Raw genomic sequence first — 14,676 nt, 5'->3', positions numbered from 1 at the left:
CTGGAATGATCGCCATGAACGACTTCTCTTCCGTTCAGATCGGCCGGCGCAGCGCCGTGCAAGCGCCGCGTCCGGCGCCGATGCACATCGTGCTGTTCGGCGCGGGGCACGTCGGCCATGCGCTCGTCACGCTGCTGGGCAGCTTGCCGTGCGTCGTCCAGTGGGTCGATGAGCGCGACGAACTGTTCCCCGACGAAACCCCGGCCAACGTGCAGATCGAAGCGACCGACACGCCCGAAGCGATCGTCGACACTGCGCCGCCCGGCGCGTATTTCCTCGTGATGACCCATAACCACGCGCTCGACTTTTCGCTCGCCGCGCGCATCATGCGGCGGCGCGATTTCACCTACTTCGGCATGATCGGATCGAAGACAAAGCGCGTGAAATTCGAGCGTCGTTTGCTGGATCGAGGCGTGGATCTGGATCGGCTGGTGGAGATGACGTGCCCGATCGGCGTGACCGGCATTGTGGATAAAGCGCCTTCGGCAATCGCGGTCGCGGTGTGTGCCGAGTTGCTGCAGATCCGTTCACGTCAAGCCGCGGCTCAGGCGGCAATGCAGAAGCTTTGCGCGAGCGTCTAGGCGGAGAGAGCCTTCAAACGCAACATCGAGCCGTCAAGCACCACACCACAACGTCAGCCCTCCGCGGCTGACGTTTCTTTTTTCGCCGGCCGTTTCGCGCGCCGCACCTTCTGCGCGATCAATTCATCCGACACTTGCGACATCAGCGTACGCAGCCAGCCGACATCGCTCGGCCGATCCGGCTGCGGATGCCACAACTGATAGCACTTGATGCGCGGAAACGGAATCGGCACTTCGACTACGGCGAGCGGCAGGATGCTCGCATAGTGCATCGCGAAACGGCGCGTGGTCGTGAAGATCAGATCCGATTGCAGCAGCGTTTGCGGCACGAGGCCGAAGTAGGGCAGCGTGGTGACGATGCGCCGCTCGGCGCGGGCTCTCGCGAACCCGATGTCGACGGCGCCGCCGCTGGCGCCGCTATAAGGCGTTGGCGCGAGATGCGGTGCGGCGAGATACGCTTCGCGCGTCATCGGCGTGCGGGCGAGCGGATGATCGGCGCGCATCAGGCATACCACCGTATCGGAGAACAGGTCACTGCGCTCGAAACGCGGATCGGGCTTCGGCCAGTTGCCGATCACCAGATCGAGTTCACCGGCATCGAGCGCGGCCGAATGGTCGAGCATCGGGCTCAACGAATCGATCTCCAGACGCGCATGCGGCGCCGCTTCGCGAAACTGCGCGATCACGGTGGGCATGAAGAAGTCGTTCAGATAATCCGGCGCCGCCACGCGGAAGGTCCGGCGCGAGCGGCCGGCATCGAAGTCGCCGTGCGGCGTCGCAACGAAATCGACTTCGCGCAGCACGCGTTGCGCCGAGGCCAGCAAGGATTCGCCGTATTCGGTCGGCACCATGCCCGATTTGCCGCGCACGAGGATCGGGTCGTTCAGCGTTTCGCGCAGTTTGCGCAGCGCGGTACTGATAGCCGGCTGGGTCTGATTCAGACGCAGCGCGGTTTGTGTGACGCTGCGCTCGACGATCAGCGTGCGCAGCACGCGCACGAGCCAGATATCGAGGGAAGCGGCGGAATCGTCCATGGTTTAGGCGAGGCGATGCAAGCAGGTCGGGTCCGGATGAAGCGTCGTACGGAGCCGCCCGCGAGCCAGATCGCGAGAGCGGGGCGCAAAGGTTATAACCTTAGGCCCGTTTGCGGTGTGGCGGCATAGCAGGCGCGGTATGGCCGGCATCAGGACGGCCTTTTTGACGCCATTGCGTCCGAAAAGACCGGCGCAAGCACAGGCACGGCGCGCCTGTTTGCACGAATATTACGTCTTGCTTTCGTTCTAATCGTCGGCAAGGCCGGAAGGCAGCGAACTGATCCGCTTCACTTCCTTCGAGTCGAGCCAGTTCGGCGTGCGTGCGCAATACAGCACCATGGGCAACGCGTCTTCGCCCCAGAACAATTGATCGTTCAGACGGAAGGTCGGCACGCCGTAGACGCCCAGACCGATTGCATCCGTAGTGTTGCGCTGCAACTGCGCCTTCACTTCTTCGTCCTCGATCAGTTCCGGGCCGTCCGGCATGCCGACACGCTCGCACAGTTCGGCGAATGCGCCGTTGCTCGACGGATCGCGGCCTTCCCGCCAGATAAAACGGAAGATCTCGCGTACGAAGCTGATGTCGCCCTTCGCCGCGGTGGCGAGCAGGAGCGGCTTCATCGAGTCGAACGGATGGGCCGGCGGCATCTTGAACGGAATGCCGAGCTGGTCCGCGCGAAACAGCGCGTGGCGGTACAGGAAGGTGCGTTTGGCGGGCACGCTATAAGCGGGCCGCTGGCCCCAGTGGCGATACAGCTCGTTCAGCACGACCGGCGTGAACGCGAAGTCGAAACCCGGCCACTTGTCGTGTTGCTCGAGCAACAGGTAGGTGAACGGCGAGACAAAATCGTAAAACCACTGCGGTTGCCTGGCGTCGATGCCTACGGTCATAAGTGTCTCCCGGATTGCCCTTTCCGAACGGTGTCGTCTGCTGGACCGTCGGAATTGTAATGATCTTACGCGGTGCAGCCGCCGCTTGCACCCGTCAATATGGATTTGGACCGGGGATGGCCGACACGGCGAGCGCCAAACTCGACCCCGTGAGTCGGTACGGGTCTCTAGGCGTGGCGGCCGGCCGAAGGCTCGTCGGCCTCGTCGGCTCCCCGCGCTTCAGGTGATTCCGTTGCGGCATCGGCTTCTGATGCGTGCGCCGAAGCAGGTGGCTGCGGCTCGTCGTCCGAGTCTTCCGCCGCGTCGCGCTGAGCCTCGCGGCTATGCGTGAGCCGCTCGCGCACGAAGCCGATATGCTCGCGCAGCACGTAGAACTGATCCGCATAGGCGAGCGGCATTTTTAGCCCGTTCACCGATTCTTCGATCGCATCGAGCCGCTCGATCAGCGTGGCGCGTTCTTCGGCCGAGTACTCGCTGAGCGCACTGCGTTCGATCGCGATCAGCGCGCCATACCAGCGGTAAATGCGCGATTTCACCCGCCACGTGTACAGGGAGGGCACGACGCGCAGCGCCGGAATCAGCAGCACGATCAGCGGCACTACGACCACCAGCAACCGGTCCGCGAGACTTGCCAGCCAGAACGGCAAGATCCGGTAGAGGAAGCTCTTGCCTGACTTGTAGTAGCGGGCGGCGTCGTCGCTGATCGGGAAATCGTGGGCGAGCGGCGCGGGGAATTCGCCGGCGCGCTGCATGATGTTTGCCTTGCCGTGGACCTCGCGGGCCGCTTCGATCAGCAGATCGGAGAGCGCGGGATGCAGCGAATCGCGCGCCACCAGTTCGGCGGTCGGCGCCACCATATGAATCGGCGTGGACGGCAGATTCTTGCCGAGGTCGAACGCGCCCATCGGCATCTGGAGCTGCGTCAGATACGGAAAACGGCGGGTGTAGGCATCGGCCTGGGTGAAGTCGTAGAACTGCACGTTCGGCGTGCGATAGAGCTTGCCCATCACCGCCGGTTGCGCCGAATCGCCGGCCAGAAACGCCGCGTCGATTTTGCCGGCGACGAGTGCCTGGGCGGCGTCGTCGCCCGAGAGCGGCAGCAGCTTGGTCGGACCGCCCGGCACGATGCCGTTGGCTTTGAGCAGCGCCAGCGCCAGTTCGCGCGTGCCGCTGCCTTCGGCGCCGACCGCGAGGCGCAAGCCTTTGAATTCGGAGAGCCGCGAGATCGTCGGGCCGTGATAGAAGATCGCCAGCGGCACATAGGCCACGCTGCCGAGCGACATCAAGCCCTCGTTCGCTGCGCCGGGCGCGACCCCGTCCTGCACGAAGCCGACGTCGACGTTCGACTTCGGGTCGGAGAGCCGTTTGAGATTCTGCAGCGAGCCTTCCGAGGGCAAGACGTTCAGGGTGATACGGTTGCGCGCCAGGATCTCCTTGTATTTCTGGGCCGCATTCCAGAAGGTGCTGCCTTCGGGGCCGGCGCTGATCGTCAGTGTGCTGGGCGGGGCGGGCTGGATCAGGCGCACGGCGACCCAGATCGCCGCGATGGCAATCAGTACGAGCGGTCCGAACGAGACCGCCAGATCGCGCCAGGAGATCGCCACAAAACGGGCGACGAGACGGGGAGGGCGTTTGCGGCCGGTGGCTGGCTTCATCGGGTGACGTGACGGCTACGGTCGAAAGTGAACAGGATGGCGGCATTCCGCGGCGCGCGAACCGGGCGAAGCATTCGCGCCATGCCGGCCTGGCTGCCGTGCGGGACATACAAAAAACCGCACAAGCCGCGCGGCAGCGCGACGCGCCGATGGTACCTGAGATTAGCGCGGCGGCGCAGCGTCCAGCCGGCGCGGGCGCCGTCAAACCCGTAACAATTCGTGAACGGCGCATGACCGGCATATGAACGTCCCATGAACGACACATTGACCGGCCGGCCAGGCACGCCCGAACCAGAATATGAACAACGCATGAACGAAACACGCCCGATGCCCCCTGTAACAACCGGAACGCACCGCAACGTATGACTAAACCCTTTGCGCTTCTGGCGCGGCTAGATTAAATTGTGGATCGCTGCCGCGAACAGATGTTTGCACAGCGTGACCCGGCACGACAGACAAGAACCGGGCGCGCTGGCGGACTTCGCGGCTTGCCGGCTCCCCTACCGCATTGCATGCGTGGCATCGCATGCGACTAACGGCGGCCGGCCTCTCTCGCCTCTCGCACACCGTGTCGCAGCCATAGTCGGCCGTCGCTGAGCCGCGCGTTGACGCGTCTTAAGCATGGCCGCCGGTAGTCGTAACGAAGCCGCTTGTACATGCGGTCCAATGTGTAGCTAAGGAGAATAGAAACTATGAAATCGGTCGGTTTTCTGAAAACGCTGGGCTCGGTTGTGGCAATGGTGGTGGCGTGCAATGTGTACGCTCAGGCAAGCGATGCAACGGCTACGGGCACGACCGCAGCGCCGGCTGCAAGTGCCAAGGCCGGCAAGAAGGCCAATAGCCAGTTGGGTCGCAAGGTGCGCAGCGCGCTCGCCAAGGCGCAAGGCATCGACGTCTCGAACATCGCCGTGCGTGCTCGTGGCGGTGCAGTGACGCTGACGGGTTCGGTGCCTGACCAAGGCCAGATCGACGCTGCCGGTGAAGCGGCCAAGGGCGTCGCCGGTGTGACGTCGGTGTCGAACAAGCTGACCGTTGTGCAGCAGTAAGACGCTTGCAATGAGCAGGCCGCGATAAGCGGCCTGCATAAGCGAGGGCTCCGGCGAATACCCGGAGCTTTTTTTTCGCTTTATTTTTCCTGGCGGTGATTTTTGAAGCGGTGATGATGAATCGGCCAGTACCGGACTGAACGTCGGCGCCGCAACAGCCCGTTTGTGCGCTGTGACACACTATCGACGCGGCGCGAAGCGTACTGTGATGCCAGTGGAACCGGAGTCAACGCCATGGAAACCACGCAATTGCGTTATACCGATCTGCCGATCAGCGATCGGGCGGCTTTCGAACTGGTATGCGCGCGGCATGGTTTTGCGCCGGCGCATTTCGACATCAGCGCCTGCCCGGACCCGGGCGATGCCGCACACGAGCGCCTTGTCACGGTTCGGCGCGGCGGCTGGGCGCAGTCATATCACGACCATCACGGCCAATGGGTCAGGCAGTTCGAGACCGACCTGACCTGCCGGTTTTTCAAATAGCGCGGCTGCTTTACGACAGCACGAGGCGCACGCCGACCAGCGTGAGCGTGGCGGCGAGCACGTTGCGCAGTAGCGCGTCCGGTGCACGCGACGACAGATAACTGCCGATCGCGATGCCCGGCAATGATCCCACCAGCAGCGACAGCAGCATCGACCAGTCGACCGAACCCAGCAGCCAATGACCGGCGCCCGCCAGCAGCGTGAGCGGCACCGCGTGCGCGATATCGGAGCCGACGATGCGTGTGGTCGGCAGCAACGGATACAGCAGCAGCAACACCGTCACGCCGATCGCGCCCGCACCCACCGACGTCAGCGACACCAGCACACCCAGCACCGCGCCGGTCAGCATGGTGAGCGCGAGCGTACGCCCTTGCCTCGGCGCACGCTGACGGCGCGCGCCGAGCGCCGCGAGCTGTGGGCGGAAGATCAGCGCCACGGCGGTGACCAGCAGGGCGGCGCCGAGCACGATCTGGATCAGCCGGCTCGCGCCCGGTGTGTCCATCCCGTACCGATGCAGCAGGATCAGGGTGATGGTCGCCGCCGGGACGCTGCCCGCCGCGAGACGCAGGGTGATCTGCCAATCGACGGTGCCTTTCAGGCCGTGCACCAGCGTGCCGGTCGCCTTGGTGGCGGCCGCGTACAGCAGATCGGTGCCGACCGCGGTAGCCGGATGAACGTTGAACAGCAGGACCAGAATCGGTGTCATCAGCGAGCCGCCGCCGACACCCGTCAGGCCGACCAGAAAGCCGACGAACAGGCCGGAGACGGAGTACAGCAGATCGATGTGGGGAAGAGCCATTGAGCAGACCGCTGACGGTCGGGTGGGTTGAACAGGTTAGACGGCAAGGCCGGCGCGCACTTGCCTTTGAGCGCCGGCGCATCCCGGCGACAGGCCCGCGACGGCGCGGCGAAAGCCGCTATTGTCGCAAAACTGCCGCGCTTGCGTATGAAGTGCTATGACACGCCTTGCTGCGCCCCCTGCATCCGGTCGATCAGCGCCAGCACTTCGGGCCGGCTCTCGCCCTTCGCATGCACGAAGTAATAAGTCAGCGGCGAGGCGACTTCGTGGCGGCTCACGCGCACGAGGCCACTCTTCTGCAGATACGCGTCGGCCAACGGCACGCGTGCCAGCGCCACGCCGAGTCCCGCTTCGGCGGCGGCCAGCACCAGTGTGTAGTCTTCGAAGCGCCGGTCCTGGGCGCGCGGCTTCAGCGGAATAGCCAGCGCGCCGAACCACGCGCGCCAGCCGGTCACATCCGAGTCGTGCAGCAACGGCACATCGAGCAGTGCGGCATCGCCATGTTTGTGCCGCTGCTTCGCGAGGCGTGCGGCGAGCGCGGGATGCGCGACGGGATAAAGCGTCTCCGGCAGGAACGGCTTGACCTCGAGCTGACGCCAACTGCCGCGCCCGTAGCGAATCGCCAGATCTGCTTCGCCGCCGGCAATGTCCGCGTTGCGATGATCGATATCGAGTTGGATGCGCAGCGCCGGGGCAGCGCTCTCGAATGCCGCCTGGCGCTCGAAGAACCACAGTTTGGCGAACGCGGGCACTACGCTCAGCTTGACCAGTTGCGGGCTGCGCGGCGAGCGCCACTGATCCGCCGCACTGTCGATGATGCCAAACGCCTGCTCGATACGCCCCACGAAGCGCTGCCCGTCCGGCGTCAGCCGCACGCCGCGCGCATGGCGTTCGAACAAGGTCATGCCGAGCCAGTTTTCGACCGCGGCCACCCGCCGGCTGATTGCGCCGTGCGTCAATCCGGCGACCTCGGCAGCGGCGAGAAACGAGCCTTCGCGGGCGACGGCGCAAACGGTTTCGAGGCTCGCAAGCGGCGGCCGCGCCGATGAGGTCGGTGAGGAGGTGTGAGTCATATTCACATCACGATGTGTATTTGTGCGCTAGCTTAGCAGCTCACGGCGCGGCACCATCTGCGCATGAACACACTCACTTCGTCCCCATCGCCCCGTTCCGCGCGGCAGCCGCTGCTGGCGGCAGGCGCGGTCGCCTGCACTATCGTGTCCTGGGCGTCCGCCTTTCCATTCATTCGTATCGGCTTGCAGGGTCTGGCGCCGTTGCCCTTGGCGGCGGCGCGCTTCGCCACTGCGGCGCTGCTGGTGATCGCATGGCTTGCCTATCGGCGTCCGCCGTTGCCGACATGGCGCGACGGTCTGCGTTTCGTGCTGTGCGGGTTTCTCGGCATCGCGCTTTACAACGCGCTGCTCAATACCGGCGAGAAAACGGTGGCGCCAGGGGCGGCGAGTTTCATCGTCAATACGCTGCCGATTTTCACGGCGCTGCTGGCAGCCGTGTTTCTCGGCGAGCGATTCAATCGGTGGGGATGGCTCGGTTCGTTAGCCAGTCTCGCCGGCATCGCGGTGATTGCGCGAGGGCAGCCCGGCGGCCTGACGCTCGGCGCGGGCAGCACGCTGATTCTCGGCGCGGCGCTGTGTTCGGCGAGCTACTTCGTGCTGCAACGGCGCCTGATTCCGGTCTACGGGGCATTGACGTGCACCGCCTACACGTTGCTGGCAGGAGCGGTGTTGCTGGCGCCGTGGCTGCCGGGCGCGTTGAGTTCGCTGGGCAGTGCGCCGCACGGCACGGTGCAGGCGGTGCTGGTGCTCGGCGTATTTCCAGCGGCGCTGGGTTATGCAACGTGGACATTCGCGCTGGGCTACTTCGGCGCGGCGCGCGCGGCCAATTTCCTGTATCTGACGCCCGCGGTGGCGACGGCATTGTCCGCCGTGCTGACCGGCGAGCGTCCAGGTCTTGCGACGCTCTGCGGCGGATTGATGGCGATTGCCGGTGTGGTGTTCGTGGCGCTGCGGGGCCGCTCGTGAGTCAGAAGGCGCATCGTTCGTTGAGCGCCGTTGCGCAGCCCCGCTAACCTTACTCAGAGCGCGCGGCGAATCTCGACGATACCGAACGCCGCCAGCGTGATCCCGACGATCCGGTCGATCGCGACGCGCAGCTTGCTGCCGATCGCATGACGCGCGAGCGACACCACGGTCACGAGAAAACACCACCACGCGATCGAACCGCAAAATACGCCGCCTACGGTGGTCAACGCGATGCTCGATGAAAACGCGCCACGCGGAGCGAGCGTCGTGAACAGCGCGGCAAACATAATGACGGTTTGCGGATTGGTCAGCGTGAGCAGCAATGAACTTGCATACGCGCGCAGTGCGCCGGCGCGGCCTACCTGGGCGAGCTTGCCGTTGCCGTCGCTGTTGCCGTTTGCCGCGTCGGCGGGCGCTTTTTGCAGCAGCGTACGCACGCCGAGATAAAGCAGAAACAGACCGGCGACCAGATGCAAGGGCCGGTCGTAGGCGAGCATGAACTGCGAAATGCCGACCAGGCCGAGCGCCGCGATCAGGCCATAAACCGCATCCCCGGTCGCAATGCCGAAGCCGATTGCGAGCCCCGCGCGCGGACCGCCCGTCAGCGTGCGGCGGATGCATAGCATGCCCATCGGGCCGACCGGTGCGGCAATCGCGAGGCCGACGCCTGCGGACGTGACGAAGAGACTGGCGGTGGACATGGGAAAGCCTTTGTCAGTTGTTCTGATTGCGCAGTTTGCCACACGATTAACGGCCGCAACCCGGGGCGCGCTCGACGATCGCCAACCAGCGTGCAGGCCGTGGATACCCTGGGATGGGCTTGGCCGCCGCCTTCCTCGGGCATAATTTTCCCACTTCAAACATCCAGGGCGCGCCCGTTCATGTGGCAAATCGATCAGGTGACGTTGCGCTTGTTCATCGCCGTCTGCGAGGAAGGCACGATCGCGCGGGCGGCCGAACGCGAGTTCATCGCGCCGTCCGCGGTCAGCAAGCGGCTCGCCGATCTCGAAGCGCTGGTCGACGTCGCGCTGCTCTCGCGCAGTCAGCGCGGCGTGCGCGCGACTGCCGCCGGTGAGGCGCTGCTCAGGCACGCACGGCTCATCATGCGCGGCCACGAACGCTTGCAGGCCGAACTCAGCGAATATGCGGCCGGCGCGCGCGGTCATGTCCGGGTGCTGGCGAATGTCTCGTCGATGGTCGAGTTTCTGCCCGAGGCGTTGTCGGTTTTTCTGAAGGCCAATCCGCAGGTTCGTGTCGATGTCGAAGAACGCGTCAGCGCCGAGATCGTGCGCGGTCTGGAGGAGGGTGTGGCCGATCTCGGCATCTGCCGTGATGTGGTGCCGATGGGCAGTCTCGATGTGCTGCCGTATCGCTCCGATCATCTCGCGCTGATCGTGCCGCGCGATCATCCGCTGGCTAGTGAGACGGCGGTTGGCTTCGAGCAGACCCTGGCGTTCGATCATCTCGGGCTCGCATCGAATGCATCGGTGAATGCGCTGATGCAGCGCATTGCGGTGGAAAAAGGCAGCGAGCTCAACTATCGAACCTATGTATCGACCTTCGACGCCGCCTATCGTTTCATCCAGGCAGGTCTTGCCGTCGCGATCCTGCCGAGCGAGGCGCTGCCCAAACATGCGGCTGACGAATACGGCATCGTCGCCGTGCCTTTGCGCGAAGCTTGGGCGGAGCGGCGGTTTGTGATCTGCATGCGCGACCGCAAGGCGCTGACGCTGACGGCGGCGCATTTACTCGACCATCTGCTGCATCCTCTGAAAAGCCCTTAAGGGTTTCCCCTTTGCGACGGCGCACGCCCGCCCCGCATGCCACTGCGGCCATCGCGAGCGGCGATGGAGTGCGTCGTCAACGCAGACTTTGCCGCACGGCCGCGCGCGGGCACGCTGTCACTCAGCGGCTTCATTTCCCACATTCCATGCAAGATTCAAGACCGGGATTCAAGACCATGAGTGACACCCAGGAGCGCGTCGTCGTGACCGAAGTCGGCATGCGCGACGGCCTGCAAAGCATTGCACGCACAATGCCCACCCAGTTCAAGCGGCGCTGGATCGACGCCGCCTATGCCGCCGGCGTGCGGCATATGGAAGTCGCGTCGTTTGTGCCGGCGAAGCTATTGCCGCAAATGGCCGACGCCGACGAAGTGATCGCCCACGCGCTCACCTACGACGATCTGATCGTGACGGCATTGGTGCCGAACCTGAAGGGCGCGCAACGTGCGCTCGATTCGGGCGTGCATCGGATCGTCGCGCCGATTTCGGTGAGTACGGCGCATAGCCTTGCCAATGTCCGCAAGACGCCTGTCGAGATGATCGAGTCATTTGCCGCGATGCGCGAGCTGATCGATAGCGCGGCCAGTGCGAACGCGCGACGCGTCGAACTGATCGCGGGATTGTCGACGGTGTTCGGCTGTACGTTGCAAGGCGCGGTGCCTTACGCCGATATCGCCGCGATTGCGCGCGCTGCGGTGCAGGCGGGCGCCGACGTTATCGCGCTCGGCGACACCACCGGCGAAGCGACGCCGCGCCAGGTCGGCGAAATCATCGAGCTGGTGCGAGAGGTCGCGGGCAGCAAGCTGCGCTCGCTGCATTTCCACGACACGCGCGGCCTTGGCCTCGCGAATACGCTGATTGCGCTGCAGCACGGTATCCGCGAATTCGACGCGTCGCTGGCAGGCCTTGGCGGCTGTCCGCATGCGCCCGGCGCGACCGGCAACGTGAACACAGAGGACCTCGTGTTCATGCTCGACAGCATGGGTTACGACACCGGCATCGACCTCACCCGACTTATCGCGTCGCGCGACATTCTCGCCGACGCGCTCCCAGGCGAACCGCTGTACGGCTATCTGGCGCGCGCCGGTCTGCCGAAGCAGTTCAATGCCGCTGCTCAACGTTTTGAACCTTCCGAATCACGGGTGTCGCAATGACTTCAGCTTCTTCTACGTCTGCTTCTTCTGCACCTACGTCTTCAGCAGGGCAACAGGGCGCGTTGCCGCTTGCAGGCATCCGCGTGATCGAGTTGTCGCACATGGTGATGGGGCCGACCTGCGGAATGATTCTTGGTGACCTCGGTGCTGAAGTCATCAAGGTCGAGCCGCCGCGCGGCGACGGTACGCGCCGTTTGCTCGGCACCGGCGCGGGATTTTTCCGTACTTTCAATCGCAACAAGAAGAGTGTCGCGCTCGATCTCGATAGCGAAGCGGGGCTGGCCGCGCTGCACAAGCTGGTCGATACCGCGGATGTATTCGTCGAGAACTTCAAGCCGGGCCGCATGGCGAGCCTGGGTCTCGATTACGCGTCGCTTCGTGAGCGTAATCCCAGGCTGATCTACGTCTCGCACAAAGGCTTTCTTAACGGGCCATACGAGCACCGTCTGGCTCTGGACGAAGTCGTGCAGATGATGGCCGGCCTTGCCTACATGACGGGACCGGTAGGCCGTCCGTTGCGTGCGGGCAGTTCGGTCAACGACATCATGGGCGGCATGTTCGGCGCGATCGGCGTGCTTGCCGCGCTGCACGAACGGCATACGAGCGGACGCGGCAAGGAAGTGCAGAGTGCGTTGTTCGAAAACTGCGTGCTGCTTTCCGCGCAACACATGCAGCAGTTCGCGGCGACCGGTGTGCCCGCTGCGCCGATGCCCGAACGCATCAGCGCCTGGGCCGTCTACGACGTGTTCCGGCTTGCCAACGACGAGCAGATGTTTATCGCCGCGACCGGCGACGGCCAGTGGCGCGCGCTGTGCGCGATTCTCGGTCGCGCCGACCTGCTGGCTGATCCGCGCCTCGCGACCAACAACGACCGCGTGCTGGCGCGCGAGTGGTTGCTGCAGACGCTCAGTGAAACTTTGAGTCGCTTCGAAGGCGCGGCCCTCGTGCCGCTGTTCGAGCGTGACCATATTCCCTTCGCGTCGATCACGAAACCCGAGGACCTGTTCGACGATCCGCATCTGAACGAGAGCGGCGGCCTCGCGCGATTGACACTCGATGACGGAAGCGAAACCGCGATGCCATTGCTGCCGATTTCGATGGATGGCGCGCGTCTGCAACCGCGCTCGCCGATCGCCAAGATCGGTGAGCACACCGCCGACGTGCTGCGCGGTTTGGGCTACGACGAAGCACAGATCACGGCGTTGGGCGGTGGCGTAGCGCAGACGCCGCGAGAGGCTGCGTGAGGGTAGCGCTGCGCACGATGTGTCAAACGTAGTCAATCAATCTCATCCGGCGTCAGACCGGAAATCATGGAGACGGACGATGAAATCGTCGAATCATGCGGTGTATGCGACAGCGGTCGGCGATGCCGGCGCGCTGGGTGGTTTGCCCTCAGGCGCCGGTGCGTCGGCCAGCGGCCGTGCTGAAGAGATCGCGCTGAATGGCGCGCGCATTTCGGCGCGACTCGACCGTTTGCCCGCGACGCGTTCGATCTGGCAACTGGTGATGCTGCTGAGCCTTGGACTCTTCTTCGAACTCTACGACCTGATGTTCTCCGGCTATATCGCGCCGGGCCTCGTGCGGAGCGGCATTCTCACCGCGACGACGCACGGTCTGTTCGGCACCAGCGGTGTGGCGAGCTTCATCGCGGCGTTATTCGCGGGTCTGTTCATCGGCACGGCCGCATGCGGTTTTCTCGCTGACCGCTTCGGGCGGCGCGCGATCTTCACATGGTCGCTGCTGTGGTACACCGCGGCCAACATCATCATGGCGTTCCAGGACACGGCGCTCGGACTCAACCTCTGGCGCTTCATCGCAGGGATTGGCATCGGCGTGGAGATCGTAACGATCGGTACGTACATTTCCGAGCTCGTGCCGAAGCATGTGCGAGGCCGCGCATCGGCCTTTTCACAGGCAGTCGGTTTTTGCGCGGTGCCGATCGTCGCGTTTCTGTCGTATTTGCTGGTGCCACACCGCTACTTCGGCCTCGACGGCTGGCGCCTGGTCGTGCTGACCGGCGTGGTGGGCGCAATCGTGGTGTGGTGGATCCGTCTGCGTTTGCCGGAGAGCCCACGGTGGCTCGCGCAGAAGGGCCGCATCGATGAAGCCGACGCCGTGATGAAGCGACTCGAAGCGCGCGTGGAACGAGAATATGGACGGCCTTTGCCGGAGCCGGCGTTGCCAGAACCGGTGCGCGCGCGTGCGACGTTTCGCGATCTGCTGGTGCCGCCGTATCGCAAGCGCACGCTGATGTTGATCATTTTCCACGTGTTCCAGACGATGGGTTATTACGGCTTCGCGAACTGGATTCCGACGTTGCTGATCAAGCAGGGCATTACCGTCACGACGAGTTTGATGTACGCGAGCATCATTGCGATTGCGGCGCCGCTTGGACCGTTGCTGGGGATGCTGATTGCCGACCGCTTCGAGCGTAAGACGGTGATTATCTGCATGGCGGCGGTGAACGTGGTGTGTGGGTTGCTGTTCAGCCAGGCGCGGGAGACGGTATTGCTCGTGAGTTTGGGCGTGTGCCTGGTGCTGGCTGGCAACATTATTTCTTATAGCTATCACGCATATCAGGCCGAGCTGTTTCCGACCAGTATTCGCGCGAGGGCGGTGGGGTTTGTTTATTCGTGGAGCCGGATTTCGGCGATGTTTTCCGCGTTTGTGATTGCGGGGTGCCTGAACCGTTTTGGCGTGAATGGGGTGTTTGTGTTTATTTCGGGGGCGATGATGATCGTCATGTTGGCGATCGGGACGCTTGGGCCGAAGACGCGGGATGTCGCGTTGGAGGATATTTCGAGGTAATGGTGGGGAGGCCCGCCTGGCGGGGCGGGCTTGCTGCCTGGTTCGTGCTTCTTTAGTGTTTCTTTGGCGTTGCCGAAACGGTTGGCGCTACGCGGATCGGAGGTGCGCCCGATGGCGTCGTGGCCGGGGTGGGTTTCTTGGCCTGTTTCGGTTTCTTTACTTCTCGGTTACTGCGCATTTGACCTTTTGCCATGATGGGCTCCCCAGTAGGCTTTTATCGCTCCGCGAGGGAGCTAGTTGGATAGTGTGCGCTGAATTTTGTTTTTATGGGAGAGGATTTGGGGTTTTTTGCCTGCGGGGCGCTTATTGTCAGTGTTCTTAGCGCTTTGGCCTTTCCTTGTTTTGTCAGTGGTTTATTAGCGTTCCCCCTGTGCGGGGGGGCACCTACTTTTCTTTGCCGCC

14 protein-coding genes are annotated in these 14,676 nt (G+C 63.9%); 8 read left to right on the top strand and 6 right to left on the bottom strand.

Annotated features, from left to right (window positions below):
- Nucleotides 1–14: 14 nt before the first annotated feature.
- Nucleotides 15–581, top strand: coding sequence for a xanthine dehydrogenase accessory protein XdhC (gene xdhC, locus M0D68_RS30565; protein WP_234487100.1), 567 nt, complete (start codon nt 15–17; stop codon nt 579–581).
- Between the two features lie 53 nt (nt 582–634).
- On the opposite strand, the gene M0D68_RS30560 is transcribed toward xdhC, so the two are convergent.
- From M0D68_RS30560 to M0D68_RS30550, 3 genes are all read right to left on the bottom strand, one after another.
- Nucleotides 635–1,615, bottom strand: coding sequence for a LysR substrate-binding domain-containing protein (locus M0D68_RS30560; protein WP_200622064.1), 981 nt, complete (start codon nt 1,613–1,615; stop codon nt 635–637).
- Nucleotides 1,616–1,861: 246 nt separating this feature from the next.
- Nucleotides 1,862–2,506, bottom strand: coding sequence for a 2-hydroxychromene-2-carboxylate isomerase (locus M0D68_RS30555; protein ID WP_200651145.1), 645 nt, complete (start codon nt 2,504–2,506; stop codon nt 1,862–1,864).
- Nucleotides 2,507–2,673: 167 nt separating this feature from the next.
- A complete protein-coding gene (locus tag M0D68_RS30550) occupies nt 2,674–4,161 on the bottom strand; it encodes a TAXI family TRAP transporter solute-binding subunit (protein ID WP_093636598.1) in 1,488 nt (495 codons plus the stop codon).
- A gap of 692 nt (nt 4,162–4,853) precedes the next feature.
- Between M0D68_RS30550 and M0D68_RS30545 the strand changes: the two genes are divergently transcribed.
- On the top strand, nt 4,854–5,207 hold the full coding sequence (locus tag M0D68_RS30545; RefSeq protein ID WP_054043266.1) for a BON domain-containing protein: 354 nt from the start codon (nt 4,854–4,856) through the stop codon (nt 5,205–5,207).
- A 234-nt stretch (nt 5,208–5,441) separates the two neighbouring features.
- Nucleotides 5,442–5,690 (top strand): hypothetical protein, encoded by a 249-nt coding sequence (locus tag M0D68_RS30540; protein WP_093636592.1) that lies wholly within the window; start codon nt 5,442–5,444, stop codon nt 5,688–5,690.
- Between the two features lie 10 nt (nt 5,691–5,700).
- Here M0D68_RS30540 and M0D68_RS30535 read toward each other — a convergent pair whose 3' ends face one another.
- Complete coding sequence (locus M0D68_RS30535; protein WP_093636589.1) at nt 5,701–6,489, bottom strand: sulfite exporter TauE/SafE family protein; 789 nt, start codon at nt 6,487–6,489, stop codon at nt 5,701–5,703.
- A 155-nt stretch (nt 6,490–6,644) separates the two neighbouring features.
- Nucleotides 6,645–7,562, bottom strand: a complete 918-nt coding sequence (locus tag M0D68_RS30530) for a LysR substrate-binding domain-containing protein (protein WP_200651144.1) — start codon at nt 7,560–7,562, stop codon at nt 6,645–6,647.
- A gap of 63 nt (nt 7,563–7,625) precedes the next feature.
- On the opposite strand from M0D68_RS30530, the gene M0D68_RS30525 reads away from it, so the two are divergent.
- Nucleotides 7,626–8,528 (top strand): DMT family transporter, encoded by a 903-nt coding sequence (locus M0D68_RS30525; RefSeq protein WP_200651143.1) that lies wholly within the window; start codon nt 7,626–7,628, stop codon nt 8,526–8,528.
- A 53-nt stretch (nt 8,529–8,581) separates the two neighbouring features.
- Here M0D68_RS30525 and M0D68_RS30520 read toward each other — a convergent pair whose 3' ends face one another.
- A complete protein-coding gene (locus tag M0D68_RS30520) occupies nt 8,582–9,229 on the bottom strand; it encodes a LysE family translocator (protein WP_093636581.1) in 648 nt (215 codons plus the stop codon).
- A gap of 180 nt (nt 9,230–9,409) precedes the next feature.
- Here M0D68_RS30520 and M0D68_RS30515 point away from each other — a divergent pair, with 180 nt between their 5' ends.
- The 4 genes from M0D68_RS30515 to M0D68_RS30500 all read left to right on the top strand — a co-directional run bounded on the left by M0D68_RS30515 (nt 9,410) and on the right by M0D68_RS30500 (nt 14,274).
- Complete coding sequence (locus M0D68_RS30515; RefSeq protein WP_200651142.1) at nt 9,410–10,312, top strand: LysR family transcriptional regulator; 903 nt, start codon at nt 9,410–9,412, stop codon at nt 10,310–10,312.
- A gap of 176 nt (nt 10,313–10,488) precedes the next feature.
- Nucleotides 10,489–11,466 (top strand): hydroxymethylglutaryl-CoA lyase, encoded by a 978-nt coding sequence (locus M0D68_RS30510; protein WP_200651141.1) that lies wholly within the window; start codon nt 10,489–10,491, stop codon nt 11,464–11,466.
- A complete protein-coding gene (locus M0D68_RS30505; protein ID WP_200651140.1) occupies nt 11,463–12,710 on the top strand; it encodes a CaiB/BaiF CoA-transferase family protein in 1,248 nt (415 codons plus the stop codon). Before M0D68_RS30510 ends, M0D68_RS30505 begins: the two co-directional genes overlap by 4 nt.
- A gap of 79 nt (nt 12,711–12,789) precedes the next feature.
- A complete protein-coding gene (locus M0D68_RS30500) occupies nt 12,790–14,274 on the top strand; it encodes an MFS transporter (protein ID WP_093636568.1) in 1,485 nt (494 codons plus the stop codon).
- The last annotated feature ends 402 nt before the right edge of the window (nt 14,275–14,676 follow it).

The organism is Paraburkholderia sp. SEWSISQ10-3 4 (assembly GCF_030464785.1).
GTDB lineage: Bacteria > Pseudomonadota > Gammaproteobacteria > Burkholderiales > Burkholderiaceae > Paraburkholderia > Paraburkholderia aspalathi.
The sequence above is the reverse complement of the archived record's forward strand: the minus strand, read 5'-3'. Positions and strand labels throughout refer to the sequence as shown.